We start from the raw sequence: 19,129 nt of genomic DNA on the forward strand, positions 1-19,129 counted from the left end.
TCACGCGGCAACGCACGAGTTCGGCAGGATCTCTCGCGTCGAATCAGCGTTGCCGGCTCCGATTCATGCGCCCGGTTGCGCCTCCATTGCGACCCGTTGCCCCGTAGAGCCAAGCCCGGTTAAACAGGACATGACTTCTCCTCCCGATCCCGTACCTTTTGCCACCCTGCGAGGGGCCTACTGGCTCAGCTCACCGCTCCACGAGAAAGACCGTTGTGGGTCGTGCGCTCGGCCGCAGCTCCTTGCTGCCTGCTCCCCGGCAGAAGAGCGGGGCCCGATTCCTGCGACAGCGGCTCCCGCCCTTGAGAGGCATCGGTGGAGTGATCAATCTTGAGATCACTCTTGACCGGTTCGCGCAGGTTGCGGGACATGGAGCGGCCCGGGCCGGTGCTCCGGGAGGACATTCATCCCACCTGCGGGTGTAGTTCGGAGCTGGGTGGGTCAGCCACAACGGTCGAGGCTGGCCCCGCGCGGTGTCGAGCAGGCCGGCGTCCTCGCGCGTCGCGATCCACGTTCTGTGGAGTCCCGTCCAGGGCGCTGGCTGGAACAGCCCGGCGACCGTAAGCGGCAGGGCGACGCGACGGCCCGCTACCCGCCGACCGAGCACGAGTTTGCGTCACCAGCGCCTCTTCGGCCGGCCTCCGACGCTCCGCCTCGGCCAGCCGTTCAGCCTCCCAGCGCGCCCGCAGCTCCGAAGTGGCCCTATCGCCTCACCTACTCGTGCCTTCTGCTCTGGGGTGGAGCTTCCTCAAGCCCTTTCCATGCCTCAACGTCCAGGTTCGACCGTGCGACGGATGGGCGAACACACCTCCGCGGAGGCAGAAAGCCTGCCGTATGTCGCTTTCAGAAGGCCACGTCGTCTCCAGACGCGGCCGCTCCTGACTCCCACCCTCCACCTACCGCAGGCGCCCGCTGCCCGGCCCCGGAGGCCGGCTCGGAGGAGCCGGAGGAGCCGGAGGAGCCGGAGGAGCCGGAGGATGTCACGCCCCCTTGCGTCGCCACCGCGACGATCCGCGGCCGGCCTGTCCCTTGCATGCCGAGTCCCGCTGCCGCAGGGCCGGACGGCCTCGACCACCCTGCGAAATCCTTCAGCACCGGGTCTTTCTGTAGTGCCCAGTAGTGCGCGGGCGCGCACAATCCATAGGCACATGCCGCGAGTTCGCCTCTTCGGGGGGATTGAACGGCGTCGCGGCGTGAGCGTCGTCGGCTCGGTAACTCTGACCCAATGATCAGTGCCCGCCTCATCCGTTCCGCCGGTGTCAGCACGATGCTGCTCGCGCTGGCTCTGCCTGGTGCGTTGACCCTGTCATCCCCCAAGGCGCACGCCAGAGCACCGAGCGACAGCTGCGGTTACTCAGGCGTGGACCTTCCCATGGACGAGCTCACCCGACTGGCCCGCGAAGGCGACGTCGGCGACGCCGTCAGGCGCGCCTGCCGCAAGCAACCCCCCAAGCCCCAGCCGCCCACGCCGAAGCCGCCCCGGCCCCCGGAGCGACCGCCCCCAGCACCTCCGGCTCCGACGGCGCCACCAGAACCCCCCGAACTCCCCGAACCGACGCCCAAACCCGTACCGGAGCCCAAGCCAACACCCGAACCGAAACCCAAACCCGAGCCGGAGCCCACGGTGTCCTTGCGTCCCCTGACGCCCAACCCTCCCCCGCGCCGCCCCGAGGAGGGCACCTCATCCGTCACACGGATGTTGCTTTTCGTGGGCCCGGCCGTCTTCGCCGCTGCAGCGTTGAGCAGCAACAGTTCAGGGCGCACGTCCTCCGGCCGCCAATAGCCCGCACGCACCGAGCCGACCGTCGAAGGCTCCCTAACGATCCGAGAGGTCTCTGCATGTCCGACTGGCTCATGCTCACACTGGCCATGGCAGCGTCGATCAGCGTCGTCCTGCTCATCGCAGTGATCCGGCACCGCAGAATCAGTGACGACTTCGACCCCGACCAAACGCCCGACGTCATCGAGTACATGACGATGATGATCGGCGTGGTGTACGCCATCGTGCTCGGGCTTGCCATCGCCGGCGTATGGGAGGCGAAGAACGCCGCGGAAGACACCGTCAAGCGGGAGGCCTACGCCCTGCACGAGGTCAGCGAGCGCGTCGCGGTGTGGCCGCAAGGCGCCCGGACCGAGTTGCGTACCGCGGTGAACGCGTACGTCGACTACGCCGTGCACAAGGAGTGGGGCGTGCTGAAGGACGGTGACGGGCTCACAGCCCGCGGCGACGCCCTGCTGGCCGACGTCCGCGGCCAAGTCGGCTCCTACGAACCGAAAACCGACGCCGAAAACAGGGTCGCCTTCGCGCTGGCCGACCAGGTGGCCGTCGCCGAAGAGGCACGCAACGACCGGTCCCTGGGCTCGGGCCCCACGCTTCCGGCACTGGTGTGGTTCGGACTGATCGCCGGCGGCGTCACCGCGATCGGCATGGTCTTCGCCCTGCAGATCCAACGCTCGCCACGCGAGTTGATCCTGGCCGGACTCCACAGCGCACTGCTGGCGTTCCTGCTGTTCCTGGTCTGGCTCCTCGACTCCCCCTACGCCCATGACAGCGCGGGCATGACCGAACCCTTCGCCTTGCTCTTCCCGACGTCAAGCGGATGAAAGAACGACGTTACGCATCGGCACCAGGCCGGAGACGGTCTGCTCCGGGGGGCGGCGAGAACGTCGGCGATACCCGGGGAGAGAACACCGGGCATTCCTTTTCAGCCGGCCGACCTGGCTCGCCACTTCCACGCTCAAAGCCCACCCTCGCCCGGAGTTCTGGCGCACGTTACTCACAGCCCTCTGAACTCCCGCGAGTTCCCATGGGCAACCACAACCACCATCACGCCTGAAAAGGGCCGAGTTAAGAAAGCCTAAAAGGGAAACCGTATATTCAGAGGCCATTTGCCGACAGCATCGCTCACAGGAGTACCCGTGCCCAAGGCTTCGAATACGTGTCTGCGCCAGCTGTTGCATGAGGCGGGCTGGAGCTCCTCTCAACTGGCCGCGCAGATACGGCTCGTGGCCCGTGACAGTGGGTACTCCATGACGTGCGACCGCTCCACCGTGGCACGCTGGCTGTCGGGAACGAGGCCGCGGCCACCCGCGCCGCAACTGCTGCTCGAAGCCCTCTCGCGCAGGCTGGGCCGCCCCGTGTCCGCTGCCGATGCGGGCCTGACCCGGGCGCCGGCCACCGCTGTCGCGCGGACGTGGGAGATGCACCCGGTTCGGCGGCTCTCCCTGCTCACCCGTGCTGAAGTCGACCCCAGTCAACGTCTGTCCCTGCCTGCCTACAGCACGGCAATCGTCAGCGCCCTGGGCCTCGAGCGCATGTCGCAGCCACCCTCACCGTCGACGAAACAGACGGGACCGCTGGGCCGACACCGAGTCCGGGAGGTCGACGTCGAGCAGATGGGCTCCTCCACCCGGCTGTTCGCCGAACTACTCGAAGCCCATGGCGGCGGTCAGGGGCGCACCCCCCTGGCCGCATACCTGGCTTACGACGTCACCCAGAGGCTCACTTCTCGCACCACCGAGAACCAAGGGCGTCAACTGATGACAAGGGCCGCTCAGTTGACCTTCCTCCTGGCCGTCACGTGCGTCGACTCCGGATCGGATGCCCATGCCCAGCAGTACCACGTCACGGCCGCCCAGCTGGCGATGTGGGCGGGGGACCACGCGACGCACGCGATCGCCTTACGCGCCATGGCCACCCACGCGCACACGCTCGGCCACACCACTCCCGACACCCTTCGGCTGGCTGAAAGGGCGGCGCAGGCGGCTCGGCGCGCGCCCGCGGCCGCCCAGGCGTACTGCCAAGCCCAACTCGCCATCGCCTACGCCCACCGCCGAGACCGGCGCGCCGCGCACAAAGCGATCACCCACGCAGAGCACCTCCTTGACCGCGGTCGCGACACCGAAGGCCCCTTCTCCAGCTACCCGTCGGCCGCTTTGCATTATCAGCGCGGCGAGACGCTCGCCGCCCTCGACGACCCGCATGCCGCGATCCGTTCCTTCGACGCCTCATTACAAGCGCGGTCCCCGCACAACCGCCACGCCCGCGCACTCACCCACAGCCGCCTGGCCGTCCTCCTGCTTGCCCAAGGCCATCTGGAAGAGTCCATGACCCATTGGGACAGCTTCCTCGATGACTACCCACACCTGCATTCCACCCGCACAGCACACGCCCTGACCGTCATGCGCCAGCATCTACGGCCGCACCGACGCCACCCCACCGCTGACGTACTCATCGCTCGTGCGGCCCGACTGACCTGACGACAAGGCCACGCATCCCCCGTCAGTGGCCCCTCCTCAACAGTTGCCTGACGCCCAGTCCTCGCTTGCGACGGCCAGAGTGTCGACGGCGTTGCCATCCGAGGGTCTGTAAATCGAACGGTGTTTCTGGGGTTGTTGGGGATTCAGCGGCGAGCGGCGGAGAGCCGTCCGTCGAAGGTGATCTCGATGACGTTCAGGGCGGCCTTTCATCGCTGTGACCAGCGTTTGCGTCCCTGCCCGGTCGGGTCGAGGCTCATGATGGCCATGTAGACGCGCTTGATCGCTGCCTGCTCGTTCGGGAAATGTCCACGGGCCCTCACGGCTTTGCGGATCCGCGCATTCACCGACTCGATGGCGTTGGTGGTGCAGACAACTCGCCTTATCTCGCTGTCGAATTGGAGGAAGGGCACGAACTCGGCCCACGCGTTCTCTCACAGCTTGACGATCGCCGGATACTTCCTTCCCCAGGCGTCGCACAACTCGAGGAACTTCTCCTCGGCGACGTCCTGGGTCGGGGCCGTGTAGATGGGCTTGGGCCGCGTAACGGAACGACGCCCTGATCAGGTGAACTACACAGGTCTGCGTGATGGCTTGGGGCCAGACCGTCTCGATCGCGTCCGGCAGGCCCTTGAGGCCGTCGCAGACGACCATGCAGACGCCTTCCGTGCCCCTGTTCTTGATCTCGGTCAGCAGCTGGAGCCAGTACTTGGCGCCCTCGCCGCCGTCTCCGGCCCACAATCCGAGGATCCCGCGGGTGCCCTCGACGGTGACCGCGAGGACGACACAGATCCGGCCTGTTGGCCGCCTCGCCGTCCCGCAGCTTCACGTGCACGCAGTCGATGAACAGGACCGGATAGACCGAGTCCAGCGGCCCGGTTCTGCCATTCGTGCATGCCTTCGATCACCTTGTCGGTGATCGTGGAGATGGTGGTCTTGGAGACCTCGGCGCCGTAGGCCTCCGCGAGGTGGGCGGAGATCTCACCGTGGGTCAGGCCGCGGTCGGACAGCGACAGCACCATCGCGTCCATCCCGGTCAGACGGCGCTGGCGTTTCTTGACGATCTGCGGCTCGAACGAGCCCTCCCGGCCCCTGGGCACCTCGATCTCGACCGGCCCGACCTCCGTCGTCACCGTCTTCGAGCGGACGCCGTTGCGGGTGTTGCCCGAGGTCGTCTTCTCGTGCTTCTCGTGCCCAAGGTGGTCGGTGATCTCGCCCTCGAGGGCGGACTCCAGCACCCGCTTCGTGAGCTGCTGCAGCAGCCCGCCCTCCCCGGTCAGCTGGGCCCTCGGACCGGGCCCGGTCCACGAGCATCCCGACCAGCTGATCGTCGACCGCGTCCACGGCCTCAACCGCAGGTATCTCAGGGGCCCCTGTTGTTGCGTCAGTCACTTGGTGGTTCCACTTCTCCAGGCCAGCGATCAAATTGACCTGACATAGATGGGCGATCCACCCTTAACCGGACACTCCCAGTGAATGTTCACGACGTTGAGCAGCGTCCCTGTGATGTCGTGTTCGATGTTCGTGGGCAGCGACAGCACCAGCCCAGGGGTGCCGCGACCTACTGGCGTCTCCGGCTGTTGAGGGGAGAATGCTCGCCTCGCGTGGGAGGCGTGAGGGGTCAGGTCTCGATGTCGCTCATCGGGATCAGGACGCATGAGGTCGCCGGAGTCCGTGGAGGAGGAGTGCGATCAGGCGTCGGGGGTCGTAGCGGGGGTCGTCCTCGCGTCCGATGCAGAGGTTGCCGATGCCGCGCATCAGCTCGTACGGCTGCATGCCGGGCCTGATGTCGCCGGACTCGACCGCAGCGTCGAGCAGTTGGGCGCAGACGGGCAGCAGGCGGTCGAGGAAGTAGGCGTGCAGCGCGGCGAAGCGGTCGTTGTCGGAGTGCAGGGCGTCGGCGAGTCCGTGCTTGGTGACCAGGAAGTCGACGAAGAGGTCGACCCACTGACGCAGTGCGTCGAACGGGGAGTCGGCGCTGGCCAGAAGTTCCGGGCCGGCCTCGGCGCATTCCTCGATCTGGTGGTGGTAGACGGCGGTGATGAGATCCGCCCGGGTCGGGAAGTGGCGGTAGATCGTGGCCATCCCGACGCCCGCGCGTGCCGCGATCTGGCGGATCGGCGCGTCGACGCCGGAGGTGACGAAAACCTCGGCCGCGGCAGTGAGCACCGTCTGCCGGTTGCGCTGCGCGTCGGCTCGCTTGCCTCGGGACGGCGAATCCCCTGCCGGGCTCTCGGTGGCCATCGCGTCATCCTTCCCTCACCCATTGACAAAGCGGAGCAGCGCTCCGGAAACTAAATGGAGCGGCGCTCCGCTTCAGGTTAGCCGAAGCGGGCCACTCCTGACCGCCCTGCCCGTCGCCGGTCGTTGGCATCGGACGGCAGGTGCCACCGAAAGGGAACCCACATCGTGAGCACATCCACCGCCCCCAGCACCGACGCCTTGGGCGCGCCCGTCCCGGTCCTGTCCTTCAGCCCCGTAGTCCTCTCCGTTCCCGGGCGTCCCGTGGATCTCCAGGTGCGCGTCTCCGCACCCGCGACCGGAACCAGCCTCCCCGTCATCCTCCTCTCCCACGGTCACGGCCCCTCGAACAACCTCTCCTCGCTCAACGGCTACGCGCCGCTCGCCAACTTCTGGGCCGCGCACGGATTCGCCGTCATCCAGCCCACCCACCTCACCTCCCGGACCCTGAGCCACCTGGTCGCCGACGCACCCGGCGCACCCGACTTCTGGCGCTCCCGCGCCGAGGACATGACCCACATCCTCGACCGGCTCGACGTGATCGAGCGCACCGTGCCGCAGCTCGCGGGGCGGATCGACCCCACCAAGGTCGCCGTCGCCGGACACTCGCTCGGCGGCTTCACCGCCGCCCTCCTGCTGGGCGCCGGGCTCACCGACCCCGACACCGGCACAGTGGTGCACCTCGCCGAGCCCCGGATCAAAACAGGCGTACTGCTCGCCGCGCCCGGCAGAGGCGGCGAAGTCCTCAACGGGCCCATGGCCGAGCAGTGGCCCATCGTCGGAGCCGTCGACTTCTCCACCATGACCGCACCCGCGCTGGTGGTCGCCGGCGACAAGGACGATTCCCGGCACTTCACAGACATGGGGCCGCACTGGCACGCCGACCCCTACACCCTCGCCCCTGGCCCCAAGACCCTGCTCACCCTGTTCGACGCGGAGCACGGACTCGGCGGGATCGCCGGGTACGACGCCGCCGAGACCACGGACGAGAACCCCGGACGAGTCGCCGCCCTCGCCCGGCTCACCGCCGCCTACCTCAACACCCAGCTCCACCCCGGCACCCCTGCGTGGCCGAACGCATGCGAGGCACTGACGACCAGCCCCGACCCGGCAGGACGAGTCGAATCCAAGTAGGCCTTCCAGGGACATCGCCGAGATATGGCCGCCTTACAGGCGGAGCAGTCGAACTGTTCGACGGCGGCGGCTGGTTCGGTGAGCTGAGGCAGGTCGCAGTACCCATCGCGAGGGGCATTGTGCGAAGGCTGTTCTGCGAGCTGGTCATGAGGCCGAAGATCAGGGATATACCGGGTTGCTCAACGGTCAACCCTCGTGGCAGCCCTCGCGTCGCCTACAACTTCCGCGGTACAGCGGCACGCGGGTGCGGGCGCCGATGCACCAGGGGCGGGTGGCGATGGGGGTTCTGCCGACCAGCCTCTGCGAGACAGCGACGGAAAGCGGCCGACGACGCAGCGTGGGCGGGCAGTGGCAGCACGGTGGCACGACGAGGGAGCGTCGGCCGATGCCCCGCACAACAGCCGCGCCAGGACTGGCTGCAGCCCTCCTCAGTGGAGGTGATCGATCATGTACCTCGGCGAGCAGCCCTCCTCGCTCTCGCCACTGACGTACGGGACGAGTTTTCGTCGTCTTCGAGCTGTGCACCCCGGTTTTCAGCAGCGGGACTTCTGGGCGCAAGCCGGGTTGAGCCGCGTCAAGGGTGTTGAGGACCATCTGCATCGAGGGCTGGTTGTGGCTGACACCCGAGTGCTCTGCCGCATCGAGGGGCAGTGGTCCTGTGAGCCGCCGCTCCGGCTGGCGTGATCCAACCGTAGCCGTCGCCCGGTCGTTCACCGGCTTCGGGTCTGTGCGTCGAGCTCTGTGCCGCCGCGGCCGCCCTTCTGGGGCAGGTGCGGTGGATGGCCGGTGTCCACCGTACCCGGCATGGCCGGTGCCGCCTTCGCTTCGGGTGCCGTGGCCGGTGTGGCGTCCGGGCGGGGGCGCCGTCGGCCGAGGTGATGGAAGACCAGGTTCAGTACGACGGCGGTGAGGGTGCCGGCGCTGATGCCGGTGCCCAGGACGGTCTGCGCCCAGTGCGGGAAGTCGTGGTAGAAGCCCTCGGCGACGATATGGCCCTGGGCGTTCTTGACGTCGGGGGCGGCGAGCGGGATCAGGCCGGCACCGAGCGAGACGGCGACGATGACGATGTTCGGGGCATCGTCCAGGCCCACCTTTGCCAGGGTACGTATGCCGCTCACGGAGATGGTGCCGAACAGGACGATCCCGGCGCCGCCCAGCACGGGCATGGGAACGAGCGAGACGACCGCGCCGGCCTTCGGGAACAGGCCGAGGACGACGAGCGTGGCGCCCGCGGCGGCGACGACGAAACGGCTGCGCACCCGGGTGAGCGAGACGACACCGACGTTCTGGGCGAAGGCACTCGTCGCGCACGAGCCGAACAGGGAGCCGACGAGCGTGGCGACACCGTCGGTGCGCAGGCCGCGCGTGATGGTCGCGCGGTCGGCCGGCCGGTCACAGATCTCCCCGAGGGCAAGCATCCCCGCGGAGCTCTCGGTCATCAGGACCAGCATCACGATCACCATGGAGACGATGGCGGCGGGCTGGAACTCCGGTACGCCGAACTGGAAGGGCTGCGGAAGGGCCACCATCGCGGCCGTGTCGAAGCCGCTCGTGTCCACCATGCCGAAGGGGACGGCTGCCAGCGTGCCGAGAAGCAGGCCGCCAAGCAGCGCGATCTGCCGCAGGAAACCGGTGAAGAGCCGCTGCATGAGCAGGATGACGACGAGAGCGAAGGCCGCAAGGGCCAGGTTGCGCGGCGAGCCGAAGTCGGCGGCCGCAGTGTCACCGCCCCGCGCCCACTCGACGGGCACCGGCATGAGCGTGACGCCGATCAGGGTGATGACGACACCGGTGACTCGGTGCGGGAAGTACTTCATGAGGCGGCCGAAGAACGGTCCGACCGCGAGACAGAACGCGCCCGCGACCATGACCGCGCCCAGGATGGTGGGAAGTTGGCGCCCATCGGGCGACTGGTCCGCGATGGCGAGCATGGGACCGATACCGGCGGAGGAGGCGGCGTTCACGAACGGCAGACGGTTGCCGATGAAGTTCCCGATTCCCAGCGTCTGCAGGAGGGTTGCCACCCCGGCGATCAGCAAGCCGGCCGCGATGAGCAGAGTCTGCTGCGAGGTGCTTAGACCGCAGGCGGCTCCAACGATGAGAGGCGGGGCCACCACTCCGGCATACATGGCGGCGATGTGTTGCAGGGCGGCCGGCACGAGACGTCTGGCAGGCAGCTTCTCGTCGACTGGATGGACCCTGAGCTGCCCGTCATGCGACGCCATGATCATTCCTCTTGTTCCTGCGCATCATTGCGCGCCGAGGGTTCACCCTGCCGTCAACTGCCCTTATTTCTACGGCCGTTCACATCCGGTGACATCGGCAGGGATCTCCGACTGGCACCCAGTCAAGTGACCACCCAAGGGGGCGTCAACAATTTGTTGAAAGTTCGTTGCAAGCTACATACACACCTCGTACGTCTCTGGCGCATCAGGAAGAATTCACCCCAAACCGGCAACGCAAGGCCCGTAACGCCGCAGCGCCGCCCCCTCCCCCACCGGCGACCCAGGAAGGCTGCCGCCGGGGGGGGCGGCCTGGAGTGCGACCCGGAGATACGTCGCGGCGCCACGACACCCCCGGCCACGGTGACCGGCCGCAGCTCTTATTAGTGGAACATTGAATTACCTGTGGCTGTTGGGTCCATCGAAGGAGGCAACAGTGGACACGACCTACTACAACCAGGGAACCGCCACGGAGCGCTGGAAGCGCGCGCGGCAGTTCTTCGACGCCAAGGAGTTCGCCACCGCGGCGCAAATCCTCGCTCCGCTGGTCGACGAGGCACCCGAGCAGGTAGCCCCGCGTCTACTGCTCGCCCGCTCCTACTACCACTCGGCGCAGCTGCGGCGCGCGGAGGCCGAACTGCGAAGGATCATCGAACTCGACCCCGTCGAGCAGTACGCCCGACTGATGCTGGGCCGGACACTCGAGCGGCAGAGCCGGAGCGAGGAAGCAGCGCCGCAGCTGCGGATCGCGGCGGCGCTCGCGGGTGACTTCGGCGACGCCTGAGCCTTCCGTCGCTCTTCTGCGGAGCACTGGTGGACCTCCCCATCAGCGCTCCGTGACGGTCCCCCGCGACTTCGCCGTGATTGCCGCTGCCGCCGGACGCCCGGCCCGATGAGCCCCTTTGTCGCGATGGCGGCCCCAGTAGACGCGCCGCGCGCCGGGCCTCAAGCGCCCATGATCCAACACCAGCTGGATCTTTGAAGACGGACCCTAACACCCCCGCCATCTCCACGAGTTGCTGCGGTAGCGGACTGCTCCCCTGGTAGCGCACCGTCAGCCCCTCAACCTGCTCGGCAAACGTACGCCGCCCGCAGCGCGGGGCGTCGCGATACAACCGCCGCACCGTCAGACTGATCAGTACCGGGCGGCCGCCGGCGGCGACGTCGGCCAGTGTGCGGGAATACCTGCTGTGCACCCGCACCGCCCCTCGACCGCGATCCGGACGCGCCACCGTCAACTCGCGGGTACGGGCGGCGATACGGACCACGCCACCCAGTGACCACACCCGCTCCACCTGCCCGCATCCAGATGCGGAGCCCACGTTCGTCCGAGGTCATCACACTCGCCGACACTGCCGGTACCCGTGACGGGGTGTCACCGGCGCACAGGGGCACAGCCCGGCTTCGCGGAGATCTTGCCAGGGCCAGCCGGGAAAGTACGCGGACTGGGGCGAGTTCTTCCTGTCGGTGTGTGATGTGCGGTTCGAGTAGCGGAAGGCGATGTTCCGGACCACGTGAGGTTCCGGCAGCACATGAAATTCCGTTAGCGCGTGAGGTTCCGGCCGCCGCATCCTCCTGCCGACCGGGCAGAGCCTCCTGCGCACGGCGAGGGCGAATGCGCCCCGCACAGCGCGGAAGGCTCTGGGTCTTGGGACGCGTACGGCGCGATGGGCGCCACCTTACGGCTGTTCGAGTGGATCAAGTCCTGACACCGCTTCGCATCGATTACCCACGGCGAGCATTCACCTTGCCTTGACCACGACCCGTCACGTTGACGGAATCAGGGTGCCGTGGACTGTCCCGTGGTCCGGTCGGCCGAAGACGACCGACGAGCCGTCAGATCCCGGCAGGACCTGCGACGTTCGGCGCGCAGAGCGCTGCTTCTGGGGCTCGCCCTGGCCGCCGAGGCGCCGTGGCCACCGAGGCCGGGGCCGCTGTTCCGCACGTTCCCGGGAACCGGTAGTTAGGCGAGACCGCGGCCATGGTGCGGTCGCAGACCGGGATCAGGGTGCCGTCCACGATCCACAGCGGCGCTCGCCCGAGGACCAACTGGGCCTCCTGTGGCCCCTTGTGGCCTTCGCACCAGCTGCATCGCGCTCGATCGCCTGGGCAAGGCCCCAGCCCTGCCAGTTCCTCGAAAGTAGCCGCCGCTTGCCGCCTCGGCGGGCATACTGAGGCGCCCGAAGATCACCCCGGGGACTCACGGCCGACGGTCCGGGATCCTCTTCGGGCGGTACCAGCCAGAGGGCTGACGGTGCGTCATCCGGTGAGGACGTCCGAGGGGGCCATCCGAGGTTCTCCCCTCGGCCAACACTCATGCTGACCACCGCGCATTGCCCGAGTCACGCACTTCTCAGGAGCCGTCTTGCACATACCCAGATACGTCACCGCCGTCTGTGCCGCCGCCGCAGCAACAGTCTTGGCCACCCCCACGTCCGCGGCCGCGGAGACCGGCCGTGAGCAGGACAACTTTCTTCCTGCCATGTTCTATTCCATCGCCCGTCTCGACATCGACCCGCCGGGCGCCAACGACTGGAACTGCCGTCCCAGCGCCGCCCACCCACGCCCGGTCGTCCTGGTACACGGCACCTACGAGAACCGCTACAACAACTGGGCCAGGATGTCCCCCGAGCTGAAGGCCCAGGGCTACTGCGTCTACGCCCTCGACTACGGCGACACCGACGACGCCGCACCGGGTGCCGCTCCCACCGTCAAGGGTTACGGCGACATCAAGCAGTCCTCCAAGGAGCTGGCCGCCTTCGTGGACAAGGTGCTTGATGCCAGCGGCTCCGGCCAGGTGGACCTCGTCGGCCACTCCCAGGGCGGAACCCTGGCCCGCTGGTATCTCAAGGCCGACGGCGGCGCCAACCCGGGCGACCCCTCGAAGAACAAGGTCAAGAAGGTCGTCCAGCTCGGTGCGACCAACCACGGCACCACCATGAGCGGCACGCTGACGCTCGCCGACAAGTTCCACATGGTGGAGGCCGGGGAGAAGCCGTTCGGGATGGCGGGCGTCCAGCAGTTCGTGAAGTCCGACTTCATCAAGGAACTCAACGCCGACGGCGACACCGTTCCCGGGGTCGACTACACCGTGATCGGCACGAAGTACGACGAGATCACCACCCCCTGGCAGAGCACCTTCATGACGGCGGGGCCCGGAGCGACGGTGCGGAACATCGCCTTGCAGGAGGGCTGCCCCGTCGACCTCTCCGCCCACCTGAGCATGTCGTACAGCCCGCGTGCGATCGGACTGGTCAAACGGGCCCTGGACCCCTCAGCCCCGGCCGCTCCCTGTGTACCGAGGGCACCCGCCCTCTGATTCCGGCCCGAAGGCGGGCTGAGGCCGAGGACGGCACACAGGCTCCCGAGCCGATCCTTCCGTGCCCCTCATCTCCGTCGCCCACGGCCTCTGCCGGCGGTGCAGCGCACGTATCACAGGGGTGAACTGGGCTAACGAGCCGCCGTACGCCGAGCAGTACCTGCGGCGGCGGTTCCACACCATGGTCGATGTATATGAACCCGCTCCCGCGCAGCCACTTCCCCGGCCCGGACGAGGCGGCGGCGCATGCTGCGTACACCATCGGCTCGTGAGCCCCCTGCCGATGCTGGACGGCTGCTTCTTCCGCCGCCGCACCCTGCCGTGGGCGGTGGTCAGTTGAGGTTGCCGTCCAGCGCACGGTAGATCTCGGTGGCCTCGGCGAGCCCCAGCACGCCAGCCACACCCATCACCTCATCGAGCTTCCCCGAGTCGACGATCGCCAGGAAGTACTCCAACTGCCGGATGTCCATCAGCTCTCCCCGGACGCTCGATCCCCTGTCCGACGGCAGGCGTATTCCCAGGTGAACGCCCGCGAACAAGCCTTCTGCCGATGAGGACGAGGACCGGTCACCGACTCCGGCAGGGGGCGGGCCCGTCCACGCGGGCCGGGCCGTTGCGGCCAGGCGGATGTCCGGAGAGGGAGCGCGAGTATTCAACCCGCACGACTTCCCGCCCCATCAGACGGTCTACGGCTATACCCCAACTGTGCGAAGGACGGCATCTTTGCCCAGCTCAACGGTCTGCTCAGGGAGCTGGTGCGAGAACAGTAGGGGCGCGACGGCGTCCCGTCGGCCTGCGTGATCGACGCGCAGAGCGTGCAGACCTCCACCAGCGTCCCCGCCACCAGCCAAGGCGCGTAACGCCAAGAAGATCGTGGGCCGGGACCGGAGCATTGTGACCGACACCCTCGGCCTGCTGCTCGCGGTCTGGTCGCCGTGGCCGGTGTCCAGGACTCCGTGACCACGAGTGACCGCCCCGGAAGCAGAATCGGCCCCGGCGCTGTCCCTCGGGGGGAGCCAGGCAGGGGTGGGGAGGGGCGGGTGAGATATTGCGTTGCACGGGCATCGGGGAGTCTCTTACTCTTGTCCAGTTCTGCCGGTGCCTGTTCCGGGGCCCGGCGCTGTGTTTCGAGGTGATGGCATATCTCCCAGGCCGTGTAGCCGCTTGTTCTGAGGCGCTCTTTCCAGTTGTCCGCGATCGCGGGCTTCTGACGTATGCCTCGACGGCGGTGCTCCCGATGGCCTGGGCTCGTTGCACCCTGCTTTCCCCTGTCGCGCGGTAGGCGCACGGGGCATGCCCAGGCCTGCCCCTGCCCCTTTTCTCCGTACGCGACAAGGACCTTTTCCTCGTGTCAACCGACACCCGTACCCACGGTCACCCACGCCCCACCGGGGCTGGCCGGGCCGCCACGATCACTCTGGTCGTGATCTTGATCGCCGAGCTGATGAACGCGCTCGACGGTTCCATCGTCCACACTGCACTGCCGTCGATTCAGGCGGACACCGGGGCGACGAGCGCCGCGGTGCAGTGGATCCCCGCCGCCTACACCCTCACCTTCGCCCTCGCCCTGATCACCGGCGGACGCTTGGGCGACCTCTTCGGGCGCAAGCGGGTCTTCGTCGCCGGTACCGTCCTGTTCACGGTGGCGTCGCTGCTGTGCGGGATCGCGACCGGACCCGACTTCCTGGTTGCCGCCCGGGCCCTGCAGGGAGCCGGAGCGGCGGTGATGGTGCCGCAGGTCATGGCCACCATCGCGGTCACCTTCCAGGGGGAGTCGCAGGCCAAGGCGTTCGGCATGTACGGCATGATCATGTCCCTCGGCGGCGTCCTCGGACCCGTCCTGGGCGCGGTCCTGACCTCCGCGGACATCGCCGGTCTGGGCTGGCGGGCGATCTTCTTGATCAACCTGCCCATCGGGCTCGTCACCGTGCTCTTCGCCCTCCGGTTCATTCCGGAGTCCCGCGACCAGCAGGCCAGGCGCCTGGACCCGCTGGGCATACTGCTCTCCGCCGCGGGTCTGCTGTTGATCGCCTACCCGCTCACCGTGGGCGGCGAGAAGCACTGGCCAGCCTGGAGCTTCGCCATGATGGCGGCGGGTGTGGTCGTGCTGGCCGTGTTCGTGGCCCAGCAGAAGGCCAAGACCGCCAAGGACGGCTCCGCGCTGGTCGCGCTGTCCCTCTTCAAGAGCAAGGCGTTCGCCGGCGGGCTCGCCGCGCAGCTGGTCTTCGGGCTGGTCTCCGGGGTGTTCCTGCTGACGTGGGTGCTGTTCATGCAGTCCGGCCTCGGCCTGACCCCGGGGCAGTTCGCCCCGGCGTCCGTCGCCATCTCCATCGGCGGCATGGCCGGTGCGATGCTCGCCTCCAAGTGGGCCGGACGCCACATGCGCCGGGTGCCGCAGGCCGGGGCCGTCCTGATCGCCCTCACGCTGGTGGGCTACCAACTGCTGGTCTCCGCCCAGCAGACCGAGATGCCGTTCGTGACCGCCGTCGCCCCGATGATCCTCGTCGGCGCCGGGTTCGGCATGGTCGGCGCGGGGCTTGCCGGACTCACTCTCAGCCAGGTCGGCCACGAGGACGCCGGCTCCGCGGCGGGACTGTTCAACACCGCCATGCAGCTCGGCACCGCGCTCGGGATCGCGATGGCGTCGGTGGTGTTCTTCCAGTACGCCCCCGCCGGCAGCCACGGCACCACCGTGACCCACACCTTCGCGGGAAGCATCTGGTACGTCGTCGCCGCGCTCGCGGTGATGTGGGCACTGATGTTCCGGCTCCCCAAGCCCGCCAAGACTGCCTGACCCACGGTCGGCGCCCGCCCCTCACCGGGCGGGCGCCGACCCCTTCCTCCCTTTTCCCTTGGCGGGCGTCTTCCGCCGCAGTCGACGTGAGGTGATGACCTATCGCCCAGGCCCGGTAACCGTCCTCTTTCCGGCACGGACAGCACCCGCGCGGTGCCGTACCGCCTTGCCCGAAACGACGGCGCCCCCACCGGCCGGGCCCCCTATCCCCTTCTTCTGCCTGTGCGCAGTCGGCGTACGAGATGGCCCTGGCCTGCCCGTATCCCCGAACCTCACAGGAACAGGAACCCTTCCCGTGTCCCACGACACCCACCGGGCTACCACCCCGACCAGTAGCCCGCCCTCGGGGAACCGCGCCCGCACGCTCACCCTCGCCGTCGTCCTGACCGCGGAGCTGATGAACGCGCTGGATGGTTCCGTCGTCTACACCGCCCTGCCCACCATCCAGGCCGACACCGACGCCAGCACCGCGGCCCTCCAGTGGATCCACGCCGCCTACGCCCTGACCTTCGCCCTCGGCCTGATCACCGGCGGCCGGCTCGGCGACCTCTACGGCCGCAAGCGGATCTTCCTCGTCGGCACCGGCGTCTTCACCCTCGCCTCCCTGCTCTGCGGAATCGCGACCGGACCGGACCTCCTGATCGCCGCCCGTGTCCTCCAGGGCGCCGCGGCCGCGGCGATGGTGCCACAGGTCCTGGCCACCCTCCACGTCACCTTCGACGAGCACGCCCGTACGAAGGCGTTCGGTCTGTACGGGACCGTCATGTCGCTCGGCAGCGTCGCAGGCCCGGTCCTGGGCGGCGTCCTCACCCAGGCCGACCTGTTCGGCCTGGGCTGGCGGCCCATCTTCCTGATCAACCTGCCCATCGGGATCGCCGCCGTCGTCCTCGGCCTGCGCCACATCCCCGAGTCCCTCGACCGCACTACCCGGCGCCTTGACCCGCTCGGCATGTTCCTCTCCGCGCTCGGCCTGCTGCTGATCACGCTCCCGCTCACCGTGGGCGGCGAACACGGCTGGCCCGCCTGGTCGTTCGCAGCGATGGCCACCGGTCTGCTCGTCCTGGCGGGGTTCGTGGCCCAGCAGAAGAGCAAGATGCGCAGGGACGGTTCCCCCCTGGTCGTCCTCTCCCTCTTCACCGGCCGGGCCTTCAGTGCCGGACTGGCCACCCAGCTGGCCTTCGGCCTGCTGTCGGGCGCCTTCTTCCTGTCCTGGGCCCTGTTCATGCAGGACGGCCTCGGTCTCACCCCCGGGCAGGCCGCGCTCGGCTTCGTCGCCGCTTCCCTCGGCGAGATGGGCGGTGCCTGGCTCGCCATGAGCCTGGTCCGCCACTACGGCCGTGCCGTCCCGCAGGCCGGGGCCCTGCTGGCCGCCGCCACCCTGGCCGGCTACCACCACCTCATCACCACAGAGGGCACCGGCATGGGCACCGTACTGACCGCTGCCCCCATGCTTGCCGTCGGCCTCGGCCTCGGCATGATCGGCGCCCCGCTCGCCGACCTCACCCTCGGCAAGGTCGCCCACAAGGACGCCGGATCGGCCTCCGGCCTCTTCAACACCGCCACCCAGCTCGGCATCGCCCTGGGCACCGCCCTGACCACCGTGGTCCTCTTCACCCACACCACCGCGGGCACCCGAGGCTCGGCCATGAACACCGCCTTCGCCGACAGCCTCTGGTACGTCGTCGGCACCCTCGTCGTGATGTGGGCGCTGATGTTCCTACTGTCCAAGCCGACTCGGTCCAACTGACCTCTGAGAGGGGTGACGGTGTCCACACCGTCACCCCTCTAACAAACGGTCCCGAGCCTTTCAGCCAAGCCGTCCGCCCCGTGTTCGAGCGACTCGTCACCGCAGGCCGACTCCGCAAGATTCCCTGGTACGCCTTCCACTTCGCCATCGCCAAACCCACGTTGATGTACGGCCAGGAACCCTCGACTCGGGGCTTCGGCCGACCGGACAACGCCGACGACAGCGAGCTCATCGCCGAGATCATCCTCAATGGCCTGATGGCGTGAGACGAACGGGCGGGAGCAGCACGCGCGCTATACGCCTCTACTCCACTCCAACGCCAGGCGCTCGGAGCGCTGAGCGCGCCAAGGGTAACCGGGAAGCACAGGACAACTGGCAGAACAGCCAGCACCTGGCCTGCCGCACCCAGGACGCGCAACCCTTTCCAATCTGCCGATTGCGCTGCCCAGGTTCCTGCGACAGCGCCCGGGATACCGTGATCAGCTATCTACGCTCGGCCGAGGGCGTTGGTGCACGTTGGCATCATGCTGGCAGTGCTGCAGCTCCCGTCACGGATGCTCAGTACGATGCCATCACCAAGTCGCCGATCACCCGCAGCCCGACTTGGGCCGCAAGCCACGGTATGCGTTCGGCCTCAACTTGCGTGGCGTGGACGAACACCGTGTAGTCGGCCGCAGGCTCTTCCAGACCGAGGTCGCGGGCATGTGCGCACAGGGTGATGAACGCGCCGCGGGTGCCCCCCACTCCCAGACCTACCTCTGGAGCCTCGGGCCAGGCGTTGAAGTCCCACCGCACCGTCGCCGGGCTGTCGTCCACCGCCTTGAGAAATGGCTCCACGGTCTCGAGTGCCCCACACCAGCGTCGTAGCCAGAGGGGCAGGTAGGCCGACGGATCATCCCCCGTGTCCGAGGCGCCGTCCCTCTCCCCTACAGCCCCCCACTCGGCGTTCGGCAGCAGGGCCAGCGCCTTCGAGAGAGTGACTCGAGGAGATCCGCGCATCGAAATCGACTTCCAGATCCCTCAGATCGGCGATCCCCAGCAGCCTGTCAACGATGCGCAATCCCTCCGAGAGATCCGCCGTTCGCAAGATGGGCTGCGCGTAGGAGTTGGACATGACGACAGTGTGTCACCGCAGGAGCGTTGTCCACCCCGCCAAGCCGGGCGCGTAGTTGAGCTGACGGACAGGAGAAGCCCCTGGCGGATGGATTTTCGACCAAGAGTTCCGTCTCCACCAGAGGCTTTTCATGCTTGTCCACCCGTCCGGGATCGACGTGCCCAGTTCCGCCCTGCGCACGTCGGCCTGACCGGTCTTCAGCGGTTTCCGGCCAGGTGCTGAAGCGGTTGCCCAACCCGCTTCTGTGTGTTCGGCCCGGGCTCGGGTACTGGCTCGGCGCCAGCGGGACCGGCATCCAGGT

At 68.1% G+C, this 19,129-nt stretch carries 12 protein-coding genes and 2 pseudogenes; 9 read left to right on the forward strand and 5 right to left on the reverse strand.

Going from position 1 to position 19,129, the window contains the following annotated elements:
* Positions 1 to 1,839 precede the first annotated feature (1,839 nt).
* Both ACFQVC_RS28140 and ACFQVC_RS28145 read left to right on the forward strand, forming a co-directional pair.
* The gene (locus ACFQVC_RS28140) at positions 1,840 to 2,604 is read left to right on the forward strand and encodes a bestrophin-like domain (RefSeq protein ID WP_381835765.1); all 765 of its coding nucleotides are present in this window, start codon (positions 1,840 to 1,842) and stop codon (positions 2,602 to 2,604) included.
* A gap of 315 nt (positions 2,605 to 2,919) precedes the next feature.
* Complete coding sequence (locus tag ACFQVC_RS28145) at positions 2,920 to 4,260, forward strand: tetratricopeptide repeat protein (RefSeq protein WP_381835767.1); 1,341 nt, start codon at positions 2,920 to 2,922, stop codon at positions 4,258 to 4,260.
* 143 nt (positions 4,261 to 4,403) lie between these two features.
* Here ACFQVC_RS28145 and ACFQVC_RS28150 read toward each other — a convergent pair.
* Together ACFQVC_RS28150 and ACFQVC_RS28155 are read right to left on the reverse strand one after the other, a co-directional pair.
* Positions 4,404 to 5,571, reverse strand: a pseudogene (locus tag ACFQVC_RS28150) (IS256 family transposase).
* Positions 5,572 to 5,904: 333 nt separating this feature from the next.
* Positions 5,905 to 6,501: a TetR/AcrR family transcriptional regulator gene (locus ACFQVC_RS28155; protein WP_381835769.1), complete on the reverse strand. Its 597-nt coding sequence runs from the start codon at positions 6,499 to 6,501 to the stop codon at positions 5,905 to 5,907.
* Between the two features lie 165 nt (positions 6,502 to 6,666).
* On the opposite strand from ACFQVC_RS28155, the gene ACFQVC_RS28160 reads away from it, so the two are divergent.
* Complete coding sequence (locus tag ACFQVC_RS28160; RefSeq protein ID WP_381835771.1) at positions 6,667 to 7,632, forward strand: alpha/beta hydrolase family protein; 966 nt, start codon at positions 6,667 to 6,669, stop codon at positions 7,630 to 7,632.
* Positions 7,633 to 8,342: 710 nt separating this feature from the next.
* On the opposite strand, the gene ACFQVC_RS28165 is transcribed toward ACFQVC_RS28160, so the two are convergent.
* Positions 8,343 to 9,857, reverse strand: a complete 1,515-nt coding sequence (locus ACFQVC_RS28165; RefSeq protein WP_381835773.1) for a nucleobase:cation symporter-2 family protein — start codon at positions 9,855 to 9,857, stop codon at positions 8,343 to 8,345.
* A 433-nt stretch (positions 9,858 to 10,290) separates the two neighbouring features.
* Between ACFQVC_RS28165 and ACFQVC_RS28170 the strand changes: the two genes are divergently transcribed.
* Positions 10,291 to 10,638: a tetratricopeptide repeat protein gene (locus ACFQVC_RS28170; RefSeq protein ID WP_381835775.1), complete on the forward strand. Its 348-nt coding sequence runs from the start codon at positions 10,291 to 10,293 to the stop codon at positions 10,636 to 10,638.
* Positions 10,639 to 12,219: 1,581 nt separating this feature from the next.
* Entirely contained in the window at positions 12,220 to 13,173 is a 954-nt protein-coding gene (locus tag ACFQVC_RS28175; RefSeq protein ID WP_381835777.1) for an esterase/lipase family protein, read from the forward strand.
* A 332-nt stretch (positions 13,174 to 13,505) separates the two neighbouring features.
* Here ACFQVC_RS28175 and ACFQVC_RS28180 read toward each other — a convergent pair whose 3' ends face one another.
* Complete coding sequence (locus ACFQVC_RS28180) at positions 13,506 to 13,643, reverse strand: hypothetical protein (RefSeq protein WP_381835779.1); 138 nt, start codon at positions 13,641 to 13,643, stop codon at positions 13,506 to 13,508.
* Between the two features lie 187 nt (positions 13,644 to 13,830).
* On the opposite strand from ACFQVC_RS28180, the pseudogene ACFQVC_RS28185 reads away from it, so the two are divergent.
* The 4 genes and pseudogenes from ACFQVC_RS28185 to ACFQVC_RS28200 all read left to right on the forward strand — a co-directional run.
* Positions 13,831 to 14,132, forward strand: a pseudogene (locus tag ACFQVC_RS28185) (IS5 family transposase); the annotation flags it as partial.
* A 389-nt stretch (positions 14,133 to 14,521) separates the two neighbouring features.
* Positions 14,522 to 15,967 (forward strand): MFS transporter, encoded by a 1,446-nt coding sequence (locus ACFQVC_RS28190; protein ID WP_381835781.1) that lies wholly within the window; start codon positions 14,522 to 14,524, stop codon positions 15,965 to 15,967.
* A 295-nt stretch (positions 15,968 to 16,262) separates the two neighbouring features.
* Positions 16,263 to 17,714, forward strand: coding sequence for an MFS transporter (locus ACFQVC_RS28195; protein WP_381835783.1), 1,452 nt, complete (start codon positions 16,263 to 16,265; stop codon positions 17,712 to 17,714).
* Positions 17,715 to 17,794: 80 nt separating this feature from the next.
* Entirely contained in the window at positions 17,795 to 17,980 is a 186-nt protein-coding gene (locus ACFQVC_RS28200) for a hypothetical protein (protein WP_381835785.1), read from the forward strand.
* Between the two features lie 292 nt (positions 17,981 to 18,272).
* Here ACFQVC_RS28200 and ACFQVC_RS28205 read toward each other — a convergent pair whose 3' ends face one another.
* A complete protein-coding gene (locus ACFQVC_RS28205) occupies positions 18,273 to 18,551 on the reverse strand; it encodes a hypothetical protein (protein ID WP_381835787.1) in 279 nt (92 codons plus the stop codon).
* Positions 18,552 to 19,129 lie beyond the last annotated feature (578 nt).

The organism is Streptomyces monticola (assembly GCF_042665355.1).
Lineage (GTDB): Bacteria > Actinomycetota > Actinomycetes > Streptomycetales > Streptomycetaceae > Streptomyces > Streptomyces monticola.

What these genes read in the sequence shown, in the direction of transcription:
- ACFQVC_RS28140 (WP_381835765.1), top strand. Translation starts at nt 1,840, where the DNA reads ATGTCCGACTGGCTCATGCTCACACTGGCCATGGCAGCGTCGATCAGC.
- ACFQVC_RS28155 (WP_381835769.1), bottom strand. Translation starts at nt 6,501, where the DNA reads ATGGCCACCGAGAGCCCGGCAGGGGATTCGCCGTCCCGAGGCAAGCGA.
- ACFQVC_RS28165 (WP_381835773.1), bottom strand. Translation starts at nt 9,857, where the DNA reads ATGGCGTCGCATGACGGGCAGCTCAGGGTCCATCCAGTCGACGAGAAG.
- ACFQVC_RS28180 (WP_381835779.1), bottom strand. Translation starts at nt 13,643, where the DNA reads ATGGACATCCGGCAGTTGGAGTACTTCCTGGCGATCGTCGACTCGGGG.